The organism is Nostoc sp. NMS2 (assembly GCF_017115105.1).
Taxonomy (GTDB): domain Bacteria; phylum Cyanobacteriota; class Cyanobacteriia; order Cyanobacteriales; family Nostocaceae; genus Nostoc.
On sequence record NZ_JABXKH010000023.1, the window covers coordinates 1 to 22,869 of the forward strand.

Annotated in this window: 30 protein-coding genes and 2 pseudogenes; 18 read left to right on the forward strand and 14 right to left on the reverse strand. The window is 41.8% G+C overall.

Annotated elements, in window-relative coordinates:
* Positions 1-116: 116 nt before the first annotated feature.
* From HWQ36_RS01725 to HWQ36_RS01735, 3 genes are read right to left on the reverse strand one after another with little or no spacing between them, the layout of a single operon-like run.
* Positions 117-275, reverse strand: a complete 159-nt coding sequence (locus HWQ36_RS01725) for a hypothetical protein (protein WP_292697439.1) — start codon at positions 273-275, stop codon at positions 117-119.
* On the reverse strand, positions 272-868 hold the full coding sequence (locus HWQ36_RS01730; RefSeq protein WP_292697441.1) for a J domain-containing protein: 597 nt from the start codon (positions 866-868) through the stop codon (positions 272-274). The genes HWQ36_RS01725 and HWQ36_RS01730 overlap by 4 nt, the downstream gene beginning before the upstream one ends.
* Positions 869-924: 56 nt before the next feature.
* A complete protein-coding gene (locus HWQ36_RS01735; RefSeq protein WP_292697443.1) occupies positions 925-1,125 on the reverse strand; it encodes a hypothetical protein in 201 nt (66 codons plus the stop codon).
* 86 nt (positions 1,126-1,211) lie between these two features.
* Here HWQ36_RS01735 and HWQ36_RS01740 point away from each other — a divergent pair, with 86 nt between their 5' ends.
* Both HWQ36_RS01740 and HWQ36_RS01745 read left to right on the forward strand, forming a co-directional pair.
* Entirely contained in the window at positions 1,212-2,000 is a 789-nt protein-coding gene (locus HWQ36_RS01740; protein WP_292697444.1) for a tryptophan-rich sensory protein, read from the forward strand.
* Between the two features lie 119 nt (positions 2,001-2,119).
* A complete protein-coding gene (locus HWQ36_RS01745) occupies positions 2,120-2,923 on the forward strand; it encodes an aldo/keto reductase (RefSeq protein WP_292697446.1) in 804 nt (267 codons plus the stop codon).
* A 71-nt stretch (positions 2,924-2,994) separates the two neighbouring features.
* Here HWQ36_RS01745 and HWQ36_RS01750 read toward each other — a convergent pair.
* A pseudogene (locus tag HWQ36_RS01750) lies at positions 2,995-3,459 on the reverse strand (AAA family ATPase); the annotation flags it as partial.
* Positions 3,460-4,140: 681 nt separating this feature from the next.
* On the opposite strand from HWQ36_RS01750, the gene HWQ36_RS01755 reads away from it, so the two are divergent.
* Entirely contained in the window at positions 4,141-4,344 is a 204-nt protein-coding gene (locus HWQ36_RS01755) for a hypothetical protein (protein WP_292697448.1), read from the forward strand.
* Positions 4,345-5,228: 884 nt separating this feature from the next.
* Positions 5,229-5,600 carry a hypothetical protein gene (locus HWQ36_RS01760; protein WP_292697450.1) on the forward strand — a complete coding sequence of 124 codons (372 nt, stop codon included), beginning with the start codon at positions 5,229-5,231 and terminating at the stop codon, positions 5,598-5,600.
* A gap of 847 nt (positions 5,601-6,447) precedes the next feature.
* Here HWQ36_RS01760 and HWQ36_RS01765 read toward each other — a convergent pair.
* Entirely contained in the window at positions 6,448-7,005 is a 558-nt protein-coding gene (locus HWQ36_RS01765; protein WP_292697452.1) for a PadR family transcriptional regulator, read from the reverse strand.
* Positions 7,006-7,701: 696 nt separating this feature from the next.
* Between HWQ36_RS01765 and HWQ36_RS01770 the strand changes: the two genes are divergently transcribed.
* Positions 7,702-8,247, forward strand: a complete 546-nt coding sequence (locus HWQ36_RS01770) for a hypothetical protein (protein ID WP_292697454.1) — start codon at positions 7,702-7,704, stop codon at positions 8,245-8,247.
* A gap of 495 nt (positions 8,248-8,742) precedes the next feature.
* Here HWQ36_RS01770 and HWQ36_RS01775 read toward each other — a convergent pair whose 3' ends face one another.
* Complete coding sequence (locus tag HWQ36_RS01775; RefSeq protein ID WP_292697456.1) at positions 8,743-8,910, reverse strand: hypothetical protein; 168 nt, start codon at positions 8,908-8,910, stop codon at positions 8,743-8,745.
* 473 nt (positions 8,911-9,383) lie between these two features.
* Here HWQ36_RS01775 and HWQ36_RS01780 point away from each other — a divergent pair, with 473 nt between their 5' ends.
* The 7 genes from HWQ36_RS01780 to HWQ36_RS01810 all read left to right on the forward strand — a co-directional run bounded on the left by HWQ36_RS01780 (position 9,384) and on the right by HWQ36_RS01810 (position 13,131).
* Positions 9,384-9,575 (forward strand): hypothetical protein, encoded by a 192-nt coding sequence (locus tag HWQ36_RS01780; RefSeq protein ID WP_292697458.1) that lies wholly within the window; start codon positions 9,384-9,386, stop codon positions 9,573-9,575.
* The gene (locus HWQ36_RS01785) at positions 9,572-9,967 is read left to right on the forward strand and encodes a hypothetical protein (RefSeq protein WP_292697460.1); all 396 of its coding nucleotides are present in this window, start codon (positions 9,572-9,574) and stop codon (positions 9,965-9,967) included. Before HWQ36_RS01780 ends, HWQ36_RS01785 begins: the two co-directional genes overlap by 4 nt.
* Before the next feature lie 366 nt (positions 9,968-10,333).
* The gene (locus HWQ36_RS01790) at positions 10,334-10,462 is read left to right on the forward strand and encodes a hypothetical protein (protein WP_292697462.1); all 129 of its coding nucleotides are present in this window, start codon (positions 10,334-10,336) and stop codon (positions 10,460-10,462) included.
* Positions 10,463-10,464: 2 nt separating this feature from the next.
* A complete protein-coding gene (locus HWQ36_RS01795) occupies positions 10,465-10,758 on the forward strand; it encodes a hypothetical protein (protein ID WP_292697465.1) in 294 nt (97 codons plus the stop codon).
* Positions 10,759-10,867: 109 nt separating this feature from the next.
* Positions 10,868-11,269, forward strand: coding sequence for a hypothetical protein (locus HWQ36_RS01800; RefSeq protein ID WP_292697467.1), 402 nt, complete (start codon positions 10,868-10,870; stop codon positions 11,267-11,269).
* Positions 11,270-11,554: 285 nt separating this feature from the next.
* Entirely contained in the window at positions 11,555-12,103 is a 549-nt protein-coding gene (locus HWQ36_RS01805) for a hypothetical protein (protein ID WP_292697469.1), read from the forward strand.
* Positions 12,104-12,594: 491 nt separating this feature from the next.
* The gene (locus HWQ36_RS01810) at positions 12,595-13,131 is read left to right on the forward strand and encodes a hypothetical protein (protein ID WP_292697471.1); all 537 of its coding nucleotides are present in this window, start codon (positions 12,595-12,597) and stop codon (positions 13,129-13,131) included.
* Between the two features lie 94 nt (positions 13,132-13,225).
* Here HWQ36_RS01810 and HWQ36_RS01815 read toward each other — a convergent pair whose 3' ends face one another.
* Positions 13,226-13,894, reverse strand: a complete 669-nt coding sequence (locus HWQ36_RS01815; protein ID WP_292697473.1) for a BRO family protein — start codon at positions 13,892-13,894, stop codon at positions 13,226-13,228.
* Positions 13,895-13,968: 74 nt separating this feature from the next.
* Positions 13,969-14,277, reverse strand: a complete 309-nt coding sequence (locus tag HWQ36_RS01820) for a hypothetical protein (protein WP_292697475.1) — start codon at positions 14,275-14,277, stop codon at positions 13,969-13,971.
* A gap of 171 nt (positions 14,278-14,448) precedes the next feature.
* Here HWQ36_RS01820 and HWQ36_RS01825 point away from each other — a divergent pair, with 171 nt between their 5' ends.
* Both HWQ36_RS01825 and HWQ36_RS01830 read left to right on the forward strand, forming a co-directional pair.
* The gene (locus HWQ36_RS01825; RefSeq protein WP_292697477.1) at positions 14,449-14,655 is read left to right on the forward strand and encodes a ribbon-helix-helix domain-containing protein; all 207 of its coding nucleotides are present in this window, start codon (positions 14,449-14,451) and stop codon (positions 14,653-14,655) included.
* Positions 14,648-14,788 (forward strand): hypothetical protein, encoded by a 141-nt coding sequence (locus HWQ36_RS01830; protein WP_292697498.1) that lies wholly within the window; start codon positions 14,648-14,650, stop codon positions 14,786-14,788. The genes HWQ36_RS01825 and HWQ36_RS01830 overlap by 8 nt, the downstream gene beginning before the upstream one ends.
* Here the strand turns inward: HWQ36_RS01830 and HWQ36_RS01835 are convergent.
* The 3 genes from HWQ36_RS01835 to HWQ36_RS01845 are packed head-to-tail and all read right to left on the reverse strand — an operon-like array spanning position 14,778 to position 15,726.
* On the reverse strand, positions 14,778-15,014 hold the full coding sequence (locus HWQ36_RS01835) for a hypothetical protein (protein ID WP_292697479.1): 237 nt from the start codon (positions 15,012-15,014) through the stop codon (positions 14,778-14,780). The genes HWQ36_RS01830 and HWQ36_RS01835 overlap by 11 nt on opposite strands.
* A gap of 4 nt (positions 15,015-15,018) precedes the next feature.
* A complete protein-coding gene (locus tag HWQ36_RS01840) occupies positions 15,019-15,405 on the reverse strand; it encodes a site-specific integrase (RefSeq protein ID WP_292697481.1) in 387 nt (128 codons plus the stop codon).
* 57 nt (positions 15,406-15,462) lie between these two features.
* Complete coding sequence (locus HWQ36_RS01845; protein ID WP_292697484.1) at positions 15,463-15,726, reverse strand: hypothetical protein; 264 nt, start codon at positions 15,724-15,726, stop codon at positions 15,463-15,465.
* Positions 15,727-16,379: 653 nt separating this feature from the next.
* Between HWQ36_RS01845 and HWQ36_RS01850 the strand changes: the two genes are divergently transcribed.
* Positions 16,380-16,556 (forward strand): hypothetical protein, encoded by a 177-nt coding sequence (locus HWQ36_RS01850; protein ID WP_292697486.1) that lies wholly within the window; start codon positions 16,380-16,382, stop codon positions 16,554-16,556.
* Between the two features lie 382 nt (positions 16,557-16,938).
* On the opposite strand, the gene HWQ36_RS01855 is transcribed toward HWQ36_RS01850, so the two are convergent.
* On the reverse strand, positions 16,939-17,700 hold the full coding sequence (locus tag HWQ36_RS01855) for a DUF6748 domain-containing protein (RefSeq protein WP_292697488.1): 762 nt from the start codon (positions 17,698-17,700) through the stop codon (positions 16,939-16,941).
* A 202-nt stretch (positions 17,701-17,902) separates the two neighbouring features.
* Here HWQ36_RS01855 and HWQ36_RS01860 point away from each other — a divergent pair, with 202 nt between their 5' ends.
* Complete coding sequence (locus HWQ36_RS01860; protein WP_292697489.1) at positions 17,903-18,049, forward strand: hypothetical protein; 147 nt, start codon at positions 17,903-17,905, stop codon at positions 18,047-18,049.
* A gap of 9 nt (positions 18,050-18,058) precedes the next feature.
* Here HWQ36_RS01860 and HWQ36_RS01865 read toward each other — a convergent pair whose 3' ends face one another.
* Positions 18,059-19,261 carry a hypothetical protein gene (locus tag HWQ36_RS01865; RefSeq protein ID WP_292697490.1) on the reverse strand — a complete coding sequence of 401 codons (1,203 nt, stop codon included), beginning with the start codon at positions 19,259-19,261 and terminating at the stop codon, positions 18,059-18,061.
* Positions 19,262-19,366: 105 nt separating this feature from the next.
* Positions 19,367-20,464: pseudogene (locus HWQ36_RS01870) on the reverse strand (hypothetical protein); the annotation flags it as partial.
* A gap of 350 nt (positions 20,465-20,814) precedes the next feature.
* On the opposite strand from HWQ36_RS01870, the gene HWQ36_RS01875 reads away from it, so the two are divergent.
* Positions 20,815-21,183, forward strand: a complete 369-nt coding sequence (locus HWQ36_RS01875) for a trypco2 family protein (RefSeq protein WP_292697494.1) — start codon at positions 20,815-20,817, stop codon at positions 21,181-21,183.
* A 36-nt stretch (positions 21,184-21,219) separates the two neighbouring features.
* Entirely contained in the window at positions 21,220-22,839 is a 1,620-nt protein-coding gene (locus HWQ36_RS01880; protein ID WP_292697496.1) for a CHAT domain-containing protein, read from the forward strand.
* Positions 22,840-22,869 lie beyond the last annotated feature (30 nt).

Here is a 22,869-nt window from a genome sequence, read left to right on the forward strand (position 1 = left end):
GGGCATTTTTTTTGAACACAATCGAGTACTTCAAACGATGTTGCCTCTGGTTTTAGACTTTTTCTTGCCAAGTTTTCGTACCATTATTTCGCTACAAGGTCAAGATTACAGGATTTTTACTCTTCTCTAGTAAGTTTTACCACACTAGCTTTTACTTGCTCTGACTTTGCATCATAGCTTTGCAAGCAATCTTCAGCCTTTTCAAATAGTGCCTTGAGTTCTGGATCACTAGGGTTTTTTAGATACTGTTCAAATTCTTCAGAATTAATGTTCATAGTTGCACCTTATAGCTAACCTGCTTTGCCTGTTCATAAGCAGCGTTGATTGCAGCCATCTGATCAGCAGAACCGCCGTTATCTGGATGATGTTGTCGTGCCAGCTTTTTGTATGCTTCCTTTACTTCTTCATCGGAAGCGCGGGGGCTAACACCAAGCACATCCCACCATTTTTTTTCTTGCTGAGGCGGCAGTGCCTGATATCCCATAAATGCTTGCTCAACACTCCCCACTCCCCATCTCTCCATCCCACGCATAGCTGCAATATGCAATCCAATTGCTCTGAGATTATGCCTTACTTTTAGCCAGCGATCGCAACACAAAGCATAGTTTTTATCTTTGATTTTGAAGTAAACAGCAACGCCTGGATCGTCTGGTTCTTTGTGCCTTACATAAGGTAAACCATCTTGGCGCGTTGGTACATTGCTAGAAATGATGATATTCTTTGCTCCCAACAGCCGAAGCTCGTTAAGTAGGTCATTTCGTGCAGTTGAGAAATTAACCTCAAATCGCGCAGCTTCTCGCTTGTGCTGCGGCGTTCTGGGGTAGATGGTTGTCCAAGTCAGGGGATAAGCTGAGATGTTTTCAGTCATTGATTATTGTGATCCTCCCAATCACTAATCCTCTACTCAAGTCTGAGAAATAGCAACTATAGCCGAGGTGCGTCACCGATAGCGTAGCGTAAAGCCTTCTCTTCTCTTTCAGAGACGCTAACGCGAACGAGAGGCAACGCCTTCGGCATGGCTTCGCTTAGAGCGAGTATTCGAGCGTCACAGCCCGACGTAGGCATTGCTTGCCTTGCTATTTTCTTAGAGGAAATTTCAGGCAGGCGATCGCTCTGGTTCCTCATTGACTTGCTCAATATGACTGTGGTTTATATGCGTCGCTCTTTTTGGGATGTAAGCTAAAAGCACAAAAGATATGAGTTAACATCCTATGCAGCAGTCCACAAGAGGCAACTACCGGGATTTTTGGCGGCAGCTTGTTACGTTGGCTGCAATCTTTGGTGCTTTCGTTATCAACGTAGTATCGAACATTTTTCCGCTCAATGGACTCAGTATAGGGGAAATTTCCAATACTTTGTTTAAAAATGTCCTGATTATCCCTGCCAATTACGCCTTTGCTATCTGGGGGCTGATTTACCTTGGGTTGTTTGCTTTTGGGGTATACCAAGCTTTACCTAACCAACGAGATGAGCCTGATTTACGTAAGACAGGTTATCTGTTGGTGATTGCCTGTGTTGCTCAAAGTATCTGGGTTTATCTGTTTTTGTCTCGGCTGTTTGCTCTTTCTGTAATTGCAATGCTTTTGATTCTGTTGCCCCTGATTGGTGTTTATGTGCAGTTAGAAATTGGCAAATTGCGTGTACCTCGGCTGAAAAAATGGTGTATTCACTTTCCGATCGGCATTTATCTAGGCTGGATTAGCGTGGCAACCATTGTCAACGTAGCGTGTGCCTTGTATTTTCACGGGTGGAACGGTTGGGGGATTTCTGCTGTAATCTGGACTCTCATCATGGTATTGATAGCAACAGCAATTGCAGCAGTTATTGTCATCCAGCGTCGAGACATCGCTTATGCAGGAGTAATACTCTGCGCACTGGTGGCGATCGCACTCAAGCACTCTGATAACTCAATGCTCAGAAATACCGTGTTGGTTTTGGCAATTGTCCTAGTTTTGACCGCAACGATTAACAGCTTACGCCCCCAACAAGAACATATTTAAGTGCGATGGCGTACCCGCCTACCGTAGGCGATCGCCTCAAAATTAACGTTTATTGATCATGTCCTCACTAGCATCGTATTGGCGTAATACACTGAAAGTAACAAGTGAGATAGTTGACCGTGGAATTATCAACACTACAAGGGCAACCAGCAAGCATTCTTGGTTTAGCAGGGCAATCGATGGATGCTGCAACTGTTTTGTTGGCATTTGCAGAGGGAATTAATTACTTTTTCTTTTACAATTTAGAATCTGAAAACTTTTTGAGTGGCTTAAAATCTCTCTTGCTAACAAACCGTGAGCAAGTCTTGGTGGCAACGGGGAGTGAAAACCGAGATATACAATCTTTACGCAATTACTTGGACTCTGTGCGCCATTGTTTAAATGTCGATTGGGTGGATGTATTTTTTATTGAATATGTTTCGCCTGCTGACGACATGACCCAAGTTCAGATGTTGCTTGATGAACTTCGTTTGTGGAAGGACTCTGGAGTTGTGCGCTACGTGGGAGTTACCACACACAATCGAGCCATAGCTTTAGAAATGATAGAACGTCATCAGTGTGATGTGTTAATGCACCGTTACAATATGGCACATCGTCAGGCTGAACAAAACGTTTTACCTGCTGCTCAAAAAGCTGGTATTCCCGTGGTGGCATTCACTTGCACGCGCTGGGGAACGTTACTCAAAGGTCATCACAACTGGCACGGAAAGTTACCTACGGCAGCAGACTGTTATCGCTATGCGCTAAATCATCCAGGGGTGCGTCTGGCGCTCACCGCCCCCCAAACTAGGCAGCAATTAGAAGAAAATCTTGCTGTTCTGCACGCGCCCCAAATTGAAGCCCAAGAAATAGCCAATTGGCAGGAATACGGTAACTTAATTTATGGAACTGGGCAAGATGCGTTTGATACTCAATGGATTTGAGGACGGGTTGAACGACAGGAGAAAGCAATCGCCATCAGGCGGCTCCAAAGTAGCATCGCAATTTTCTATAAGGATTTGAATTGGCACTGAATAGGTACTAAGACATGGGTTGCTGCTACTAAGCTAATAACGCTGAGAATGCCTAAAGATGGCGGACAATCTATCAAAATAAAATCATAGCTGTCTAAGACGGGGGCAAGTGCATTTTTTAGTCGCATTTCCCGCATCAAAGCGGCAACTAGTTCTAGTTCAGCGGCACTTAAGTTGATGTTGGCTGGCACTAAACTCATGCTGTGAATCAGTTCAGGATGAATTGGTAATGCTTCTTCACCCACCACTGCTTCATAGACCGTTTTGGCGGTAATGTCCGGTTCTAGCCCCATAAATGTAGTGAGTGACGCTTGGGGGTCAAGGTCTATCAGAAGCACACGGTTTTTCTTTTTTTGAGCGAGGTGGTAGCCCAAGTTCATAGTTAAACTTGTCTTTCCCACTCCCCCTGATTGATTAAATAGCGCAATAATACGGGTTTTGCTCACAAGTGATAAATTACAGTTGTAATTAAAAATGCCTCTAATACAGGCAGATTGTAACGCTAGAGTCAGGGCAATTCAACTGGGGAAGGTGAAAAATTTGAGTTGCGCTCACATCACTTGGGATGCTCCCCAATACTTTCTGTACTGGCAACCAAGACAAATAGAAAAAAGGCTGAGATTGTGCGGCTTGTACTGTATAAAGCGCTTCAGGACGTAGAAGAGTAATATTAATTGATGCGATTACAAGCTGGTATAACAGTTAAAGCTGGTATAAAATATCATTAATAGAATAGAATTTCATCTATCAGAAGTATTAGACATAAATATAGCTATTTATGTATAAAAAAATTAAATACATATACTTAATCTAAAAGTATGCTTCTGGCAGAAGATGTAAAAAAATATTAGAGATATTAAATTAAAATCAATATTAATCAAAGTTCTTAAATAATTTAGGTAAGCGTGCAATAACATACGCCAACTTGAAATCGACTAAAACTTTGTTACAATCCGCAACACACAAACCTATGAACTCTACCATTGAAAAACGTATTGCCTTGATTTCCGTCCACGGAAACCCGGCGATTGAGATTAGTAGAGAAAAAGCTGGGGAACAAAATGTTTACGTGCGTTAAGTGGAGAGACATGACTTTTTGGGGCGGGGCAGACTAGCAACCTGCTCTATTGCCGACCCAAATATTTAAGTATCTAAGTATTCGCATACCTGCAACAAAAGCGATCGCTTTTGTTGCCTACTTTTTACTGCAATATCAGCATAGTCAGGTGAAGTCAATGGCTTCGATTCTGACAAAGTTGTGTAGGCAGCTATCCGACAGGCTGACAAAGTTAGCAGACAAAGTTAGCAAAGGAGGTGGTGATACTAACTAAAACCCAGAATGCAAGACATGGGCAACTTAGTACAGAAGGAGGTAATTATCTTTGGCCATCAAATGCAGATTCAACATTCTTACATCACTATTTAAAACTGGCTTGGCAGTTTCCGAGGCCACCAAGCCAGCTGTTCAACAAACCACAGTATATAAGGATACTGAGATGTGCAGAAAAAGTAAAAACTCACAACTTAATAATAAGTCAAAGCGCCAGAGAAGTTTTCTTTGGTGGGTTCAGCAGAAGTGTAAGTTTTGGCATCCCATTTTAGGGGTTGCTCTAGCGATCGCCTCTCTAATAAGGTTGCTGTTTCACTAAATAAGTTGCCCTATCTGGCGGATTCCGCCAGATACCTCAATAGGTACGTAGCTTGCCGCCGTAGGCATCGCTTTTTGCGTATCTTTTCCGCCTTAAATTCACGTATATCTGCCCTTTGGTAGACTCGATAACTGAAATAGTCAATTTTAAGGCGATCTGGTTGTGATAACTGCGATCGCCTTTTTGCATACCTTTTCCGCCTTAAGTGACAGGGTTTTGCCCTTTGGAAGACTTGATAACTGAACAAAAAATTTTTGTGGGAACTCTATTGCTGGGAATAACAGTTAAGCCAAGTTGACAAAGTTTCTATAGAAGGTGGTGATACTCGTCAAAACCCCACAACAACTTAAATGGGCAACTTAGGTCGGAAGCACCGGACATTTTATTGACTGGGAACTCTATCTTTGAACTCTGTCAAGTTGACAGAGTTACTAAGTGTGGTGGTGACATTACTTGGTAGAAGATGCCCAGTTTCCACAGTCACAGAAACCCCACACTAACAAGTTAAAGCTGGTCTGGGTGCAACCAAACCAGCAGTTCATAAACATTAATGTCGAATTTTTCTAATGATAAATCCAAACAACAAACCTAACTACACATTCAATCCTCCCCCTCGCATCCGCTTACTGGGTGTGATGTTTTCGGTAGGAGTGGCATTGAGTTCTGGTCTTTACTATGGTTTTCATCAAGCTGCTAATTCTAATAAGCAGCATGAACCTGCTCAGACTGAACTCTATCGCTTTAGCCGCGTAGACTACGAACAGCTAAAACCGGGAATGTCTTTAACAGAGGTGCGGTCAATTTTATACCGAGGTGTCGAGATTAGCCGCTCTGTAACTACAGCAACCTTTGTCTGGCAAAATCCTGATGGTTCTGAAATCACTGCTGTTTTTGAAAATGACAAGCTCAAGAATAAAGCACAGTCTGGATTGAAGTAAGAAACCAGAGGTAGGCGATCGCACTGGGTCGCCTTTTCCTCTAAGAAACTGATTGCTTACCTCACTCCTCTGATCCAGCCTGTGGTTCTGGTGGATTGGTAATGGGTGCCATCACTTACTTTTTGTACCTTAATCTAATCCGATTTAACCCAATTGGTAGGGGTCAAAAGGGGTAGATAGCCCAATACGGTTCAGTTGAGACTGAAACTCTTTGTCAAAGTCAATTTTTTTTAACGTAGACGCGAAGCGACTTCTCGCAGAGAAGGACGCAAAGAGAAAGAAGAAATGCTTAACTGAACTGTATTGCTGGATAGCCAACAATAAGGCTTCTTTTCCAACTAATACGATTTAATCCAATCAGTAGGGTTCCGCACAGACCATCCCAAACCGATTGTTGTTTCAGTTGAAAGCCATTTTAAAATTCTGACTCTTGTAGAGAAGAGCATATTTTCTGAAACCCCAAGACTCAAATATTATAGCGATCGCAAATAGACAAAACAGAGATACTGCTATCCTCACAAACCATATCCATAGACTTGTGAATAGTAGTATTCTAACTATTGAGACAGCACCGAAAATGTGAGACACAGTATGGGCGATCACAAAGTTGATTGCAAAACCAAGCAGAGTCAACAAAAAATACTTGAGTCCTTTGCAAAACCATCTGAACAGCAGATTGTTGTCATCATTGAGATTAGTTTTCATAGTTTTTGTCCTTTTTTGAGAGTTGAATTTAGTATCTTGCTAAGAAAGAATTCCAGTATAGAGAGCGTTTAGTTTTTGTCCTGTTTACTACAGGGAACGAACTCACTATATTGAGATCATCTGTAGATTGATCTAGGCTTAGTTAGCAAAGGTTAGATATTTGATTAAACCCAATGCCAAGAAGATTGTCTCTGTACTCCCATACAGCCTCTAATGCCTCTCGACCTTTGTCAGTAAGCTTGTAATATCTACGACGCGCACCTCCTCGCTCAACAAGCTCTTCTGGTCTTTCGTCTCCCCAACGAGAACTTATATATCCTTTCTCGTTGGATTCCATTCGGCGCAATGTAGGGTATAGAGTATTAGGCCCTATTTTCCTCTTACCTTTACTAACCTCTTCAATTGTATTTATGATTGCTAAACCATAAATCTCTTTATCTGGGTAAAGTACTGAAAGAATATCCTCTTCAACAGAGGAGAGTAAATGTAATTCTTTCTCATTCTCTTTTTCGAGATAATTAGAAATATCTCTTCTTTTTTCAACTAGTATATTGTCCAGTTTTTCCCAATCTCTGTCATTATTTTCTTTCAAAAGCTTTAAGGCGATAGTCTTTATCCAAGACGGATAAATATTATTCTTGTTATCGAAGATATCCTCCATGTTTCCCTTCTGATATGCCATAACTATTTTCGGTTTCATGTTTGTTTCTTCGTGTCTTAATTAATGATTGTTAAGGCGCAGAAAAATATTCCTTAGTTCTAAGAACTGAGGAAAAATAGCTGATTTCTGTTTTCTCAGCATTTCTTGATGTCGGTAACTTTGCCAAAATATGCAAAAGAGAAAGACGTAAGCCGACCTTTTCTTTGTTGTCTTGACTTTTGTTATCCCTTAAGCTCTCTTAGGAGAGCTTAAGTTCTCAATTATTCATTTACGCCTATGTCATTCCCCACTAAGAAAGTACTTTGAGCCAATCAAGCAAGCTAGTTAAGCTTGAGCAATTTTTTTATAACTCTCACTTTCTAAGCTCACTCAGTAAGTGACACTCTTATCTCATTATATGTCATATATCTTTTTTGTACACATTATCTAGATTAAAAACTAATATAGAAGTATCTGCTGTGTACTAGCAGACAAAACCAAGGGAGCTGCGAGAGGTAAATTAAGTAATAAATCTTAGAAAAAGGTAAATAATTATACGAGATATTTGTTAATTACTTTCTGCATGAGCGATAAACTGTATTTAAGCAAGCTATATCGCTTTTGTACAGTTAAAATAAGAGCAGTCTGTGAGCAGCACTGTCAGTAGATCAGAAATGATGTGGTGAAGCAGCAGCAATTAGGCAAAAACCGAACTAATCCGTCCCTCATCTGGCATAACACTACAAAGGTGATTAAATGTCTAATAATAAAAGGCAAGAATCGAAAGCTAAAAAGAGTAACTGGCAATCTCTGCCGTCAGATCAAGAGAATGAAGAAGAATTGAGGGGCGATCATCTGGAACGTCGAAGCCGTAGTCGGCGGAAGAAAAGCGGCATAGTACGCTACATGAAAAATATTTTTCAAAATGCCCAATGGGAGCTAGCGAAAAATTTGACTCTTAACCAAACCACGCACCTCAAGCTCAAAGAGGGTATTAAACCTTCTATAGAAGATGATGAAGGGAGAAAAAAATACCAAGATATTCTTTTCCAGAAAGCTAAGTTGGGTTTCTATGGCTCATTGTTTGCAGGTACATTAGGCGTAACCATGAACATTGTGGGTTTTGGGATGATTTGCTTTGGTCAAACAGAGTTAGGTATCCCAACTGCCATAGGAGGATTTAGCTTAGAAGGATCTGCACTTTTCATGCAGAAAATATCTAAAGATGCTAATGACCGCCTGGATAGCTATTTTGGTAACGGACGGGACAAAGAGGAGGATACAGAAGAGAGCAAAAGATAGTACTGAAGTTAGTTGGTATACAATACTATTGTAGTATAAACACTACAAATAGTGTTTGAAATTAATATTTAGTAATAAAGGCTCTTCGCAGTAAGAGTCATTTTTAATGTGATAACAAATGGAACATTTTGACTTCGCAAATTAGTTTTCTTGGAATTACAAGGGTGACAAGTGCGTAAACGCTTGCGACTTGTCATTAGACATCGCTTACTATAAATACAGTTACTCTTCACTAGGCTTTTACTTTACTCCTCCCTCACCAGGGTCATATTTTGAGGGGAGCAATACGATTTTGTGAGATCGGGATTAAATCATCAATTGCATCGCCAAATTCTTAATAAAACCAGGTTTTTTCGTTGCGATCGCTGGGGTTGGAGCCACCAGAACCGATAGTTTTTCGGCGATTTTCGGGTCATAGAACAATTTTATTTTTCTAACCCTTTCGTAGCAAGGTTTTCAGACGTAACGTGGAGGCTCATGTCACGCTCGCTAGTTTTACATCGAGAAGAGTACATTTGTGCTAGGTGCGATTTGACCTGTCAACAACAAAAGCGATCGCACCCCGAAACCGCGTAGCTTGCCGCCGCAGGCATCGCGCTTTGTGCTGACTTTTCCCCCAGAACTGGAAAGGGTGTAGACGCGTAGCGGCTTGTCTGATGACATCGCTCCTGGCGGTATGGTATCCCACAGAACTAAAATTTGTGCTTCTGCGTCCGCTCACAACTATATATATTGGGTGACGGTCACTAGGGCATCAGCGATTGCCCTTTCGCCCAGAACTGGAACTAACTGCGATCGCACTGAATATCCCGATTATCCTCTAAGAATAAAGGCGACCGCATTCTCAAACCGGATCGCCCTTTTCCTCTAAGAAAAATTGTTAGTTGAGAGTCTGGGCGATCGCTTTCCAATCTAGTCTAAAGTTTTCCCCTTCTATAAACTAGCCCTCATCCCCCGGCTTATACTCTAGCCCTTCACTTTCTACCGGGGACTATTTTTTGAGCGGTGCCATTGAGAATTTGCTCCCACATCTCATCAAAGGTAATATCCCGCTTTTTGGCTAGATACTCCACCCTCTCTTTGATTAACTTATCCAGATTAACAATTCCGAGAAATTGGTTGGTACAGCAAAGCCTTTGCAGAGTACAGCTATTTCTGGGATAGAAGCAGCAAAACTAGGAGATGCTCACTGGGCTAATACTGTCACCGACTGTTACAAGATTGGTAAAAGGATAGGTAAAAATTTAAAAAGACATCAGCTTGCGGTTGGTGGTGGATACTGGTGTATTTTCCCTGGAGAACAAACAAGTTTTGGAGATAACAGATGAACTTGCAAGAATTAGAACAGTTCAACGAGTTAAGAGGCGACACGCTTTTGACATCCATCCTGACTTTTCCTAGCTTCAATGCACCAGGATATGAACTTACGGGTGGAATGGAAATTTGTACTGGAGTCAATGATGCAATTGCTGAGATTGAGTCTATAGTATGGACTGCTGGTTACAAAAACAACCCACTGCACGAATGGAAGCTGGTTAGTTACGAGGTGTTTGTACCTCAAAAGATGGTTTTAGTTGCTCCTGACAATATGCATTCGTGCGAAACTGCAACAGTACATAATGCTGTCATATTTTGCTATTACAGTCCGATAAAACCAGAAGTAATTAACCAGTTGATTCAACAAAATCAACCTTGGGTTTTAGACAAGAGTAATACTTAAAATTAAGATTCTCTTGCTGCGCCCAATAGATACAATTGGCAATTCCTCACTTATCCCTCCAGTGATGTCAGTTTTAGGCTGACAGGCTGGGGGGATATGTTTGTCACTGCGTCGCTGCTTGCCATTCATCGTTTACTACTACAAACATTGGATTCAAAGAGGAGGGATTGAAAATCATCAACCTACTAAAAAGGCTTGGGAATTAAGGATTAAGTTTTGGTTGCTAGTAATTATCCGTTAGCATTTTGCTATTCACTGTGGGAATAATTATTTTAGCTATCTATTTTTTCTAATTTCCTCTAATAAAATATGAAAGCAAGATTGATAACAACAACATTTAAATATTGCAATTCAGGTAGGGAGGAAGTGAAGACAGTTAACTGCCTATTTGACGACCGAGCCGAAAAGTATGAGTTGACAAAGGTTTATGTAGTTGAGTTTGGCCAAGAGCTAGTTTTTTCTAAGTTAGATAACCATTTTTTGGTTAATGATTAAATATGACTACAATCTTACATTTTGAGAAACTCGCCGATCCAGCAGACCGCAGAAGACTACAGACTTATAGAGAGCAAATTCACGCATGGGTTTACATCACTAAAAGCGAGTTGAATCTAGGCGAGGTTGCAAATGCTTTTTATCACAGCAATTTAGAGGTGATAGAGCATTGGACTGAGAATGATGATATTCGATTTTACAAAGAGCTAGAAGCCGTTCCCGATGAGAATTGGATGGTTGTTTTGATTCATCCTTTCTATATAATGAAGCCCTTTCGATTAGTAAGAGCAAGGTAGAGCGATCGCTGCTTATCCCCTAAGAAAATGAAGGAGCGATGCCTACGGCGGGCTGCGCCTACGCACATACCTTATAAAGGTATAATATAAAAACTGCAAGCACTTAAAAATGATGCAAACACTACCACTAGAACTTGAACTAGCAGCATCTAAAATTGCTGCACAGTACTATCCGCACAGGCGGTTCAAGCTAGTTTATAAAATTGAAAACAATTGTATTGATATCGAATTCCAAGGATACTATACAGAGAAATTTGCTGGCTCACACAACCGCCCATCAAATCCAATTGATGATTTTTACCGCGATAAAAAGGCAGATTTCAGAGTTGGCTATGGAAATGGTCAACTGTCGATATCTGGGTGGTGGCGAGGAGAGATATTAGGCTTTGAATTAAACAGCAAATCATGGATAAACGAAGATGGCGAGGAAATTACTTGTCCCTATCCAGATGGTGAAGAATTCGAGCAAATTGCAGCAGCACTTTATCCTTTGTTACAGCAGCATTACTAGCAAAGGATTGAGGGCGATCGCTCAAGCACTGATAGGAATTTTTTCCTCTAAGAAAATAGTGTACTTTTCCTGGTGTGAGGCAGTAAAAATTGGGGAAATGATGGGGCAGTATCCTGCTCATGAGTAAATAAGTAAAGGTATCGTTTCTTAACCTTAGTACTGTAAAGTATACGTAAACAGCTATTTGATGTTGTCAGTTGTTGAGTTTTTCTTCATAAAACTGTCAACATGGACAAGGGCAATGCAAAAGATGTCTGCGTTTACCACATAATCAATCACACTACCATGAGAACTAAAATTTCTCGGCTCGTTGCAATTACTACATCAACTCTAGTTCTAGCAATATTTGGAGCAGTAAACTCTGTTGAGGCGATTACAGTTGATTTGAAACCTGCCCAAAAACTAGCAGATACAACTCAACTTAATCAAGCAAACCAGTATACCTTCACCGATCCAATCAGGACTACACAGATTGTTTTCTTTCCGCAAGCGCCAGGGCCAATACGAGTAGATGATCCACCAGGAGCTTCACAACTGACTTATCAAGGCCCAGAAGGTCAATTTACTTTTCGAGGTAAGGAAATCAAAAAACAAAAAAGCGCTTTAGGTTTACTGATTACTGTTACCTTACAGCCAAACTTCGATCAAGGTCAGTTGGAGTTAACGTTGGTGCTACCAACTGTAAACCTTGAAAATGGTCAAAAACAAAACTTTGATACCGTGGCGATTAAGACCAGGGGCTTAGGGCGTGTCATCAACCGAGCGGGATCAGAACTGACTTATCTTGTGTTACCACTTAAGGGGGTAGGAGAAAGCGTTCCTCTTCCTCTTTAAACTAATTTGATTTTTCTCTATGCCCTGCCCAGCCAGGGTAACAAAGCTTTTTATCCAAAACTAGTACTTGATAAAGAAACAAATGAATTCTTGGTGAACGATTAAGCGATGCCTCCGGTGGTCACTGAGCTTTGTCGTTCGCGCAGCGTCTCGTAGAGAAGTGCGGGCTGTGCCTACGCACCTCATCCTCGCTTGAAAAAGTTCTAATTTTCTGGAACTTTCAATCTAAGCGGTGTAGTCCTAATTAGAAAAGCGACTTATAAATAACTTCTATAAATAACATGCAGGGGAATATAACCCCATCCAAAGCCCAAGTCTCACCACCTGGGTTTTTTGGTTTATGAGCGATGCCAACGTATGTAAACTACGCTCATTGGCCAAGACACGCTCGCCTTTTTTAATCAAGCCTTAACCAAAATTTACCAAAAATATTTCTTGTTTCTGTATATGTTTCTAAGTAGAGTTTCATAAATTCTTTACTACTGTTTCTCATGAAAATTCGTAAAACTTTGCTTGGATTAACAATTGGTGTACTTTCCACAGTCAGCATTTTGGATATCTGGAACATTCAAAAAGTGAAGGCTGACTCTTTAATTGATACCAATTCTGAACTGACAGTTTGCAGCAAATTTGTCGCTGGTACATACCTCACGACAATTAAAGATGCTAGTGGAAAGTTTGCTTCACGCGCGCTGATCACTCTTACTGAAGAAGGCAACTTGATTACTAGTGACTCAAACCAAGGTGGTATTACGGGTCAGTTTGATCCTTTTACCACTTCTCAGGGTACTTGGGCGTGTAATGGAAAGAAGGCGATTACAGGTCGGGCACTCAACTTTAGTCTTTCAAACAAGGGCGGTAGCGGTATTGCAAGAAATGATTATAAAGCTACTTTTAATCCAAGAACTCAAACGGTAGAAGGGACAATTGAGCTTCGTCTGTTTGCTCTACAAGGAAATCCACTACAAGGTAATGGACAAAATGGAGGGTCATTCTTCTTTACAGGTCAGCAAGTCACTGCTAGATAAGATCACAAGTTAACTTAATATATAGCGTTATTAGTGCGATCGCTCCCCTATTTTCAAGCGAGGAAATGATGAGCGATCGCATCGCACCCCTGACTTACTCGTAGTTTCTAAGTCTGCGGACATCCCAAGGCAATGAGCGTTGGCTTTGTCTGAGGATAGATTGATAAGCTTCGGGCGATAACCAGGAACCGTCCTCTAGTTGCTGATACCCTTCTGGTATTTGTTCTGGCGGTGTATTCGCGCTCAGTGTCCAGGGGCGTTTGGGTTTGGCAGATGGTAGGGCGCTAAGACGCTGCTCAATTTGTTCGAGACGTTGGTTGATGGGGGTTAGCGCTTGCTCAACGGCGGCGGTGATAGTAGCGATTAATACATCTGAGTTCCCAAAACTAGAACCAATTTCTGCCTCTCTAGTCTTCAGAGCGAAATAGGTTTGAGCAGCAGCAATTTCTGCTTTTCGCGGATCGCCGTTCATGGCTGTAAGGTAGCAAGCATAGCGCGATAATTTGTAATCAGCTTGCCTATTTCCTCCTCCCTGTGGGCGTTTTACCAGATTGCCAGCGTCGGCAAAGTGGTTGTCAACACTGTAGCCTGAATTCTGGCAAGCCAGCTTTGCTCGCTCGATTGTTTCTTCAAATCGTCGCCATTGAGTGTATCCCAGTAGTGGCTGAAGCTGGCGTGCTAACCAATACTCATTACCATCAGCATCAACTTGTCTAATTTGGTCAAACGGACTTGCACCCTCAATATTCGCGATCAAATTCATAAAATCCTCAATGGTTAATCTTGATGTGGTAAGTAAGAGGTACGCTCATAGCACACCTCAGATGGGAAAAAATCTTATGCAGCCTCAGCTACTAGCAACCCACTCAGGGCAATAATCATTAGTTGTGCAATTTCTGAACTATCGCACCGGGGATGCTGTTCAAAATTGCATGGTTGAGCTACCCACAACCCATCAACAGCGCGGTAAAAAGTGCCGATTAGCCTCATACCAGACCACACCCGATATAAAACACCAAAGTCACAATCATCTACAGAGTCAATCTCAAACTCAGGGGCAATATCCTCTACTTGCTCGTTGATGTACTGCTCCAACTCAAACTGAGCCTGGGCTTGGGTATCACCTAAATCACTATGTGTCATCATTGAATAAACCTTTTACTACGGGTTTACAAAGGGCGATTGCAACTTCTTGGCGGGAGAGCGATCGCCTTTGTTATGCACTTTATTATAGTGTGTAGGTATGTATATATGTAGTTAGGCAGTCTAATAGATTTGTAAAGTGTTGAGGTGTTGACGTATTGATGTGTGTAGCTAATGCCAAGACCAAAACGAGCGCAAAAAGATAAATATGGCGAGACGAAGCAGCGATATCAAATCATGTTGACTGAAACTGCATCGCTAGAGTTAGATGTAATATCTGAGGAGTTAGGGATAACCCGAAGTGAATTAATTGAGAAAGCAATTCGGCAGGGGTTATTTAGACAAGTCAAACTAGAACCATCAGAAATGACTGATGACTAAAACCACAGTTCACCTAGTTGTCAGCATCAATGGTTCTACTTTGGTGGTGTTTTATACTGATGTCCATTGCTGGCAATTCCGGGTAATTAGTCCTGGCGGTGTGGTGTTTGGTGAACGTGAAGTCAGGAGTTGACGGCATCAAATAGATTCTCATTCCCATCCCAATTTAAAGGCACTTCTATTATGGAGGCACGCGAGAAGCAGATTGACTCGCCATTTTCAACGTATATTGTTTCCCCTTTAAAAAATTGGCGGTAAGTATCTTGGACAATTCCGACCAAATCCGAACCGTCCACTGTGGTGATTTGCACGTAAATCCCCTCGGAATAACCAGAACTATGCTTTACCGAAACTCTCACAATATTATTTACAGTGATCGCGCTCGTTTGTCGTAGAATTTATCAGTAATTGTACTTCCTCTTGGGTGAGAATTCTTTCTGCCAATCTATTTTTAGCCTTGGGTGACTTGATTAACACTCCCAAGTTAGCTGATACCACCCCCAACTGTTTAGCAAAGGAAAATAGACTCTTTATTGCTCCCACTGCTACCCGCTTGGAATTGTCAGAACTACCGAGTGTCATCACCCACAATTGAAAATCCATGAGGGTGCAATCCGAGAGGTGCTTGTTGACATGAGAAAAAAACCGTTCGGCATAGCGACGGTAGCCGTCAACGGTGTTCTTGCTTTTACCATGCAGCCAGAGGTCAATCAGTTCTGAATTGGTGAGCGTAGCCGGAGTATTCAACATTGCCCATTCTTATGTTGAATGCTCTTACATTAAACCCTATTGCGGGGACAGTGGCAGTTATTTGACTGGATAGTAAAGTTTGGTTTTATCATCCCATTCCCACCCCACACTCATCGGGTCACGGTGACGCGACCAACTGATAAATTCTTTGGGGCTTAATTTCTCTGTTTCTACAATCAGGCTTTGGGGACTAACAGCAAGTCTTGGGGCAAGACTTGAGCTTGTCCTGGGAAGGAGTTCAACTTGCGGCTGTTGGTACAGGTGCGCTTGTCTGCGCGGTCTGGTGTTGCTGTATCTACCAGAAGCTATCGCCCTCTCCATCTGCTCTAACTTCTTGGTAATTGTTTCTAGTTTGTTGCCCAAATGAGATTCCAGATTGTCTAACTTCTCTTCTAGCGCTCTTTTATGCAGGGTAAGCGCATCTCAAACCCTATTGACACGGTAGTTTTGGGGTTCACCCAAAGCACAAATAAGTTCAAAATTACTACACTGAGCCAAGGGGTGGGATTGACATTTTCGTCTTTATGTGGTTAAAAAACATAAAAAGCTATTTGACCCATGTTTTTTCAATCATTTACGACAATTCGTCCTATTTTGAATGAAAAATTGATATTCAGATAAAGTTTTAAGCTTTTTGTCTGTATCAAGAGCTACAAAATTAGATGCGCTTACCCTGGATCACAAAGGAGAAAGCAAAGCCATTGGTTGCAGCTTTCTCCCTGCTTTTATACGTCAAAGAAATATTGGTAGAGGCAGCATGGCGCTCTTAATAGAAATAGGTGGTGAAATAAATATGCAAAACTGACGTAGTAATTACCACTCATTGCAATTAACCAACGACCCTAAATAATCGCAACCCTCCACTGCGCAAATTAAGACAGCAACTTCTTGATAACGATCACTCTTGCACTGGAGTCCGAAATACCCTAATTAGCAGTTGTAGAGTTTAGTGATAGTGCTTTAAGGGTAAAAATATGAAATCTATAACTAAGGCATCTGCTTTAAAAGAATACTACTCTGAGAATAGTTGGCGTACCCAGCCTTACACAATAACTTATATTGAAGATGCTGATGCACATACTTGGGAAGCTAAAACTGATGGTACTAAGTTTTGGAACTGGTTAAAAGATAAAGGTTACTCTCTAGTTTAATTCCCTAACATCAGAAAATTCTATTGTTAGCAGCCAACCCCATAGTAGCCAATATCTGCGTCTGGGTGAAGAAGGATTCCGGCTTCCTCCCCTTAAGGCAAGCAGCAACTTTCCACAGCTTCCGGTGACTTAACGCCTTTCCAAGTCCGCAGTGCTTCCTTCAAGTAAGCGATGTCTACGACAAGCCGCTAAAAGTGTCTATGCACCCGGCACATTTTCCCAGCATTGCCTAACTGTACGTTGAATCTCTGCATTGAGTCGAAACTGTGGGATACAAGAAATCTTTCAACTGCTGCAACACCTCTTGAACTTCGTGATGAGTTGGCTGTATTGATTTCTCCACTGTAGGGGCAGAGGAATAATCATCCTCCTCATCATTTCTTTAGTTCGGTTCCACTCTCAGATAAAATTGTGTAGCCACAAACTTAGTATCTCTCTTGGTTGGATCTACGTTTTCTACTACCTCAGTTTTACCTACAGCAATCAAACCTTGACCAAAAATTTCGCTAGTTGCTGCGTCAAGTTGTTTTTGTGTTGCACCCGCTTGACTCAAATCGATTGACGAAACTGGAGAAATCTTCGGCTTATTCAAAACCAACTTGTCTGTGGAGAAGCAAGGAGTTGTGATGCAGCGAATACCATTGTCTTTTATGGCCACAAAAGTACCTTTTGCTGAGGCATTTGTCGCGGTATAGAAGGCTTCTTTTACTCTCAAATTCCCAAACTCACCAAAGGGAGGAAATGTTACTGGAACGATGTTACCTCTGAGAATCACACGGCTACCATCATCATCTTGAATTTTTACCAGTTCGTAAGGCGAGACTTTCAAGGAACTCCAATCAATTGCAGACACATAACATTCGGAGCGAAAAACACCATCTAAGCAAGGAGTAGCTTTCAAGTTGACAAGCTTTATGAAATATCCACCGCATATTGGAGAAGCACATTTGCGAAAATCTCTCCGTACCGTGTAATATCCCCACTGTGGAAACTCTTGGTTTTTGACAGTGGCGGCAACAGAATCAGTAGTCTCTGGAGCAGAAATATTTTGCGCCGATACTTTGGAGAGAAATCCGTTAGTGACTATTATTGCACCTAATAGAGGAATAATTGGGTATTTGTAGTTAAACGATTGTTTGTTCATGGTAACTTTAGATTTTATTTGAAGGTTCAATACCTTTGTTAAGAGCAGAGTTGACAAGATTTCTCGTAAAAACTGCCAAAATTAACTATACACAAGCTTGTAGTTGACAAGGTAAGTTGGAATACTATAACTCTTACACTACTGACAATAGGTTAAAAAACCTTACAGGAAACTTTAAAGGAATTTTAAGGACTTATTGTTTTTGCCAACTTTGTCCCAGAACCGCCTGACTGTACGCCCAATCTCTGCATTTAGCCAAAACTGCGATGGCACTAGCGCCCGCCGGAGGCGATCGCACAAGAACAACAAAAGCCGACTCAAGCAGATCGTTGAGTTTTATTCCAAATGAACTGAGATGTTATCCTTCCCAATTGACTAACACCCCATCAACAATCGCAATCCCCCACTGCGGACACTTCGCCACCAGTTTCTTGATCACGATCCTCAAAGCCGGATCGTCACTCCAGCACTCCTGCAAAAAGTCAAAACCCGGATTCTCCCCCGAATTTCCCGCAACTTTCAGTTTTTGCATACGCTCCGGTCGCACATTTGACCTCGCAACAATCGCCTCATGCGACCATTTTTCAGGATTTGGCACAGGCACGGCGGAACAAGTACCTTCATGAACTGCTTTGATTTCTACACCCGAAGCTGAATTTTCAACTAACAACGAAGCGGAATTACTTTGTTCTACTTGCTTGTGCGGTTGATTAGCGATCGCTAAAGTTGAAAAAAATTCATTTACAGCGACGGGCGCGGCGGAACAAGCACCTTCATGACAGTCTCTCGGCTCAACACCACAATCTTGATTTTCAGCCAACAACGGAGCAGGTTGACTTGGTACAGCATTCACAAGCGTTAGCGTCGTGCAGTCCATTGCCGTAGGCAAGTCTTCCTCCAACTCTGACACGCTTTGAACAAACTGAGGCGACGCGCCCCTCAAGGGCGCATGAGCCGTCTCCTCAACTTGCGAAATCTCATTTAGCGTGTCAGAGACACACCTCACAAACTCTTTTGTAGAGTTTGTGAGGTGTTCCTGAACAGTTCGTGAGGTTTTTTGAAACCCTTGCTCTGACTGGTCTTTACCTAAAATAGATGCTTCATACAAAGCACCCATTTCTTCAGAGCCAGCATCTATCTCTGAATCCCCAGCATAAGGTTCTTGTTTTTCAGCATCTAATTCTCGTGGCACATAATTAGCTTTCTCCCAAAATTCCTTCATCCGACTGCCGTGCAAATTCTGCACCATCCACTTCACTGTCTCCCGGCCATCCTGTATCGATTTGTCCGGTTTGAAAATGAACAGACCACTGTCGGAGAGAATTTTCTTCGCAGAGATAAAAGTACTGTTGTAACCCATCCCAGTAGACAAAGGCATCCACCGAGAACCATAAGGGTCAGCCGTCCAGCACTCCTGCCACAATTGCGTAACTGAAGGCTTTTGCTGCGATGCCCATAACATATCTTCAATGGGGATAATCACATGAAGCCTTTTATACGGGGATTCCTTTTTGCTAGCAACAGATTTTTTGAGCTTGGGTCTTGTAATAGTTGCAGTCATTTTACAATCTCCTATTTATATTGACACACGGAAATTTCCCCCACTGTGATGCGGAGCTTGGTACTTCTATTTAGTTGTCTAAAAAGTCATCAGTACACTAAAAGCCTATTGAGGTTGCCAGAATCGCAATTCATCTCGGAAATACCTGTCAGTCTTTTTCGATTGCTCCTTCCAGTGATCCCAAGCTACTATCAACTCTTCGCCCAAATCCTCTACAACTTCACCTCTCTCTACATACAAAGTGCGGTAGGGGTCTGCGTGAGCAACAATAGAACCAACGCCAATGATGTCGGGTTCAGTAGATGACTTCTGGAGAGCAGTAATTAAATTTGTCTCTTCACTAGTCAATTCGTCCCAGTAGTCCTGTTTAATTACCTCATACTCTTGCGCCACTGCCCAATAGTCCTCCCAGTTACACCCCGGTTTAGCCAGCACTGACCTAATATCGCTAATCGCTTGGGGCAGCATTTCCAATTGTTCGGCTCGATATGCGATCGCAATTGGTGTCGGTTCACTCCCCAGAATTATCGCCGCAGCTTCCAAGGCTTGAGTGTTGTTCATAGCACTAGCAAGGTTTTTCAAGGCCATACCCATCAGCCGTAGACATTCTTGGGCGTTCTCTTTTGGGGGTTCTTGTGCCAGCGATCGCAAATCAATGGTTTTCTCCAAGGCTTGCTTCACTTGCTTGTTCAAAACTTTAGTCGCTTGCTGGGTCATGGTATTTCCCCATTGTTGGGAAGGGCGCTGTTCTACAGCGTGTTCTAGTTCCTGAATGCGCTGCTGGAGTTGCTGATTTTCAATTTCCAGTTTCCGTAACCCCTCCATCTCAGAAAGCCGTTGCTGTAACTGGATATTCTGCTCTTTCTGCTGCTTGTACAGATTTTGCAAGGATGAGATTTGCTCAATTACCTGGGCTTCGGCTTTAGCCCCTGCTTCTGCTTGCAAACCAATTCTCAATTCCTGCTCTAGACGCTCTAATTCTTGCTGGTGTTGTTCTTTGATTTGGGCGATCGCTTCCGTGTATTCTTTGGGGTAAGTGCGTTCTCTGGGGAATGGAACGCTTGGGGCATCTAAATCAGCATTGTTGATCAGCAGCCTCTCACCATCAGGAAAAGTCACAATCTGCTGCCAGTAATTTGGTGCGTCTGCCTCAATCACTCCCGAATCCCCATAACGAGGGTGCAATTGTGATGAAACGGTAACTAATCAGCAAATTAATTCATTCAAGCGATGAATTGCTTTTAAACGCTTAAATCGAGGCTGAATAGGGCAAAAAGCGAGTATTTTGTAAAGAAGCTTAAATTTGCTTAAGCGAATTCTATCGTAAATCTACTGAGACTGCTATAGTCAGTCTGGAATCCCGTTCTGTACATTTGTAGCTAAATTATAGTTATTGCTAACTTATAGCTAAAAATCGCTCAAAATCAAACTTAGTCCTTAGAAAAAACAGTCAGTCACTACTCTAAAAAGGTGAATATTTCAATGGTGTAGTAGTTTTCTAATGTAGTAATTCTAACGTTTAACAGATATTCATTTGTATTAGGAATTTTATTATGTCTACCGAAATTGGTCTGGCAGAACTCATTCAGCAAGTAAAACAAGAACTGCTGGCTACTTACCCAGATGACGAAAATGATACACCACTACTTAGCGTAGATTCTGTTGAATTAGAACTACAGGTAACAGTTAAAAAAGAAGGTGGTGGTGGTGTCAAAATTAATGTTCTCCAATTTGGAGGTGGGGAATTATCGGGGAAAGTTAGTCGGGATGATGTGCAAAAAGTGATAGTAAAGCTCTCACCATTATTAAGTAAGGAACAACTTCTCAAAGCTTATTACCATAAAAATCCGGAAAAATGGCGGAAATTTGTGGATAAAACTCTGGAAGGAACCCTGAAGGGAAACGATGACCCAGGCATTTAATAAATAATTTGTGCTGAGTAGTAAGGGAGTAGTGGATTGTCAACAATAAAATTATACCTTTCTCCCACCTATGGTAAAGGATTTAAAGTAATTGTTACCATGCACGGAGCAGTTAAAGCGGCAATCGAATCTTCTTTACCTTTTTTTACAGGCGAAAATGAATTTGAGAAAGATTGGCGATCACCTTTACTGAGATGTTTGGAGATAACTGCTTTTAACTCTCAGTATTTTCAAGAAGACGAACAAACATGGATGGTTGCATCTGGTATTCTCGATACTAATCGTCAGAACTTCAACCCCAAATATCTAGTTAATATCGGTCAAAAGCTTTTCCAAGCTCTATTTCCACCAGATAGTAATGTGAAAAATGCTTTACTCGCCTCACTGCGATCGCACGAAAAAGAAAATACCCAACTCCACATTCAATTAAGTTTTTCAGATGATGTGATCTGGGGAATGCGTTTAGCTGACTATCCTTGGGAATTGTTGCACGATGGGAAAGGTTTTGTATTATTAAATCGCAATGTGACGATTTCTCGCTACATAGCCTATGAAGATGCTCCGCCTAATTTACCACTTACAGATAAAATCAATGTGCTTTTAGTATCATCATCTGCATCTGACACTGATTTGGGATTAAACAAATTAGGCGATAGCGAAGTGCAAGCGATCGCTCAGGGGTTGAAAAAAGCTAGGAACGACGGACACATTAACTTTGTGCAAGTCTCAGCAACAAGAGATAATCTTAGAGCCTATTTAACCGAACATCGGGGTGAAAATGCTCCCCAGGTTCTCCATTTCGACGGACATGGGCTGTATGGTAAACGCTGTACTAACTCCCAATGCCGCGCTATAAATAAGGGTAATAAAATCACCAAATGCCGTAAATGTGATAGAGAATTACCAGAAGCACAAGGGTATTTAGTATTTGAGGATGGGAATGGGGGAGCAGATTATGTCAGTGCGGAAGAATTAGGGGCGTTACTAAGCAAGTCTACTTTGGGGGATGGTAATAATAAATCTGGTGGTATTGACTTAGTGGTACTGAGTGCCTGTCAGTCGGCAATGACTGTTGAAGGAGATTCGGTATTTAATGGCACAGCACAGAATTTGATTGGTCAGCGTATTCCCTCGGTAGTGGCGATGCAGTATTCTGTCAGTGTTACATCTGCTACTAAGTTCGCCGAGCAGTTTTATCGTTCATTGGGGCAAAGAAATTCTTTGGGAATTGCTGTCAGTCAAGCACGGGAAGCGATGGGGATTGAAGGTAATCAATGGTATCGCCCTGTGCTGTATCTACGTTGGCAGGATAATGAGGGGGGACAGTTATTTAATAATTTTTTGGGAACAGTTGATGTTGCAACACTAGATAAAAAAACATTGAAAGAGGAAAACAAACCTCGTCAAATATCTCGCATTACTCAAATAAAAATTGATAGGTTGAAACATGATTTAGACAAACTAACAAAAGATTATAATGATGTAGCGAATAAAAAGAGACGAGAAAGTAATCCTCAAGAACAAAACAATTTGCAATTACAGCTTGATGAGATTGCCGAACAAATGGAGGCGATCGAGCAACAGCTTCAAGAGTTAGGCTACAGGGTTAGCGCGTCTCAAACCCTATTGACAGAGGGATTATGGCAGAGGGTCTGAGTTTGGGAGAGCCGCAGCCAAAACAGAAAC

Bases quoted from the DNA above. Each gene is read 5' to 3' on its own strand.
- HWQ36_RS01725 (WP_292697439.1), bottom strand. From the start codon at position 275: ATGAACATTAATTCTGAAGAATTTGAACAGTATCTAAAAAACCCTAGT.
- HWQ36_RS01730 (WP_292697441.1), bottom strand. From the start codon at position 868: ATGACTGAAAACATCTCAGCTTATCCCCTGACTTGGACAACCATCTAC.
- HWQ36_RS01735 (WP_292697443.1), bottom strand. From the start codon at position 1,125: ATGAGGAACCAGAGCGATCGCCTGCCTGAAATTTCCTCTAAGAAAATA.
- HWQ36_RS01740 (WP_292697444.1), top strand. From the start codon at position 1,212: ATGCAGCAGTCCACAAGAGGCAACTACCGGGATTTTTGGCGGCAGCTT.
- HWQ36_RS01760 (WP_292697450.1), top strand. From the start codon at position 5,229: ATGATAAATCCAAACAACAAACCTAACTACACATTCAATCCTCCCCCT.
- HWQ36_RS01765 (WP_292697452.1), bottom strand. From the start codon at position 7,005: ATGAAACCGAAAATAGTTATGGCATATCAGAAGGGAAACATGGAGGAT.
- HWQ36_RS01770 (WP_292697454.1), top strand. From the start codon at position 7,702: ATGTCTAATAATAAAAGGCAAGAATCGAAAGCTAAAAAGAGTAACTGG.
- HWQ36_RS01775 (WP_292697456.1), bottom strand. From the start codon at position 8,910: ATGTCATCAGACAAGCCGCTACGCGTCTACACCCTTTCCAGTTCTGGG.
- HWQ36_RS01785 (WP_292697460.1), top strand. From the start codon at position 9,572: ATGAACTTGCAAGAATTAGAACAGTTCAACGAGTTAAGAGGCGACACG.
- HWQ36_RS01795 (WP_292697465.1), top strand. From the start codon at position 10,465: ATGACTACAATCTTACATTTTGAGAAACTCGCCGATCCAGCAGACCGC.
- HWQ36_RS01800 (WP_292697467.1), top strand. From the start codon at position 10,868: ATGATGCAAACACTACCACTAGAACTTGAACTAGCAGCATCTAAAATT.
- HWQ36_RS01805 (WP_292697469.1), top strand. From the start codon at position 11,555: ATGAGAACTAAAATTTCTCGGCTCGTTGCAATTACTACATCAACTCTA.
- HWQ36_RS01810 (WP_292697471.1), top strand. From the start codon at position 12,595: ATGAAAATTCGTAAAACTTTGCTTGGATTAACAATTGGTGTACTTTCC.
- HWQ36_RS01815 (WP_292697473.1), bottom strand. From the start codon at position 13,894: ATGAATTTGATCGCGAATATTGAGGGTGCAAGTCCGTTTGACCAAATT.
- HWQ36_RS01820 (WP_292697475.1), bottom strand. From the start codon at position 14,277: ATGATGACACATAGTGATTTAGGTGATACCCAAGCCCAGGCTCAGTTT.
- HWQ36_RS01825 (WP_292697477.1), top strand. From the start codon at position 14,449: ATGCCAAGACCAAAACGAGCGCAAAAAGATAAATATGGCGAGACGAAG.
- HWQ36_RS01830 (WP_292697498.1), top strand. From the start codon at position 14,648: ATGACTAAAACCACAGTTCACCTAGTTGTCAGCATCAATGGTTCTACT.
- HWQ36_RS01840 (WP_292697481.1), bottom strand. From the start codon at position 15,405: ATGTTGAATACTCCGGCTACGCTCACCAATTCAGAACTGATTGACCTC.
- HWQ36_RS01845 (WP_292697484.1), bottom strand. From the start codon at position 15,726: ATGGAGAGGGCGATAGCTTCTGGTAGATACAGCAACACCAGACCGCGC.
- HWQ36_RS01850 (WP_292697486.1), top strand. From the start codon at position 16,380: ATGAAATCTATAACTAAGGCATCTGCTTTAAAAGAATACTACTCTGAG.
- HWQ36_RS01855 (WP_292697488.1), bottom strand. From the start codon at position 17,700: ATGAACAAACAATCGTTTAACTACAAATACCCAATTATTCCTCTATTA.
- HWQ36_RS01865 (WP_292697490.1), bottom strand. From the start codon at position 19,261: ATGACTGCAACTATTACAAGACCCAAGCTCAAAAAATCTGTTGCTAGC.
- HWQ36_RS01875 (WP_292697494.1), top strand. From the start codon at position 20,815: ATGTCTACCGAAATTGGTCTGGCAGAACTCATTCAGCAAGTAAAACAA.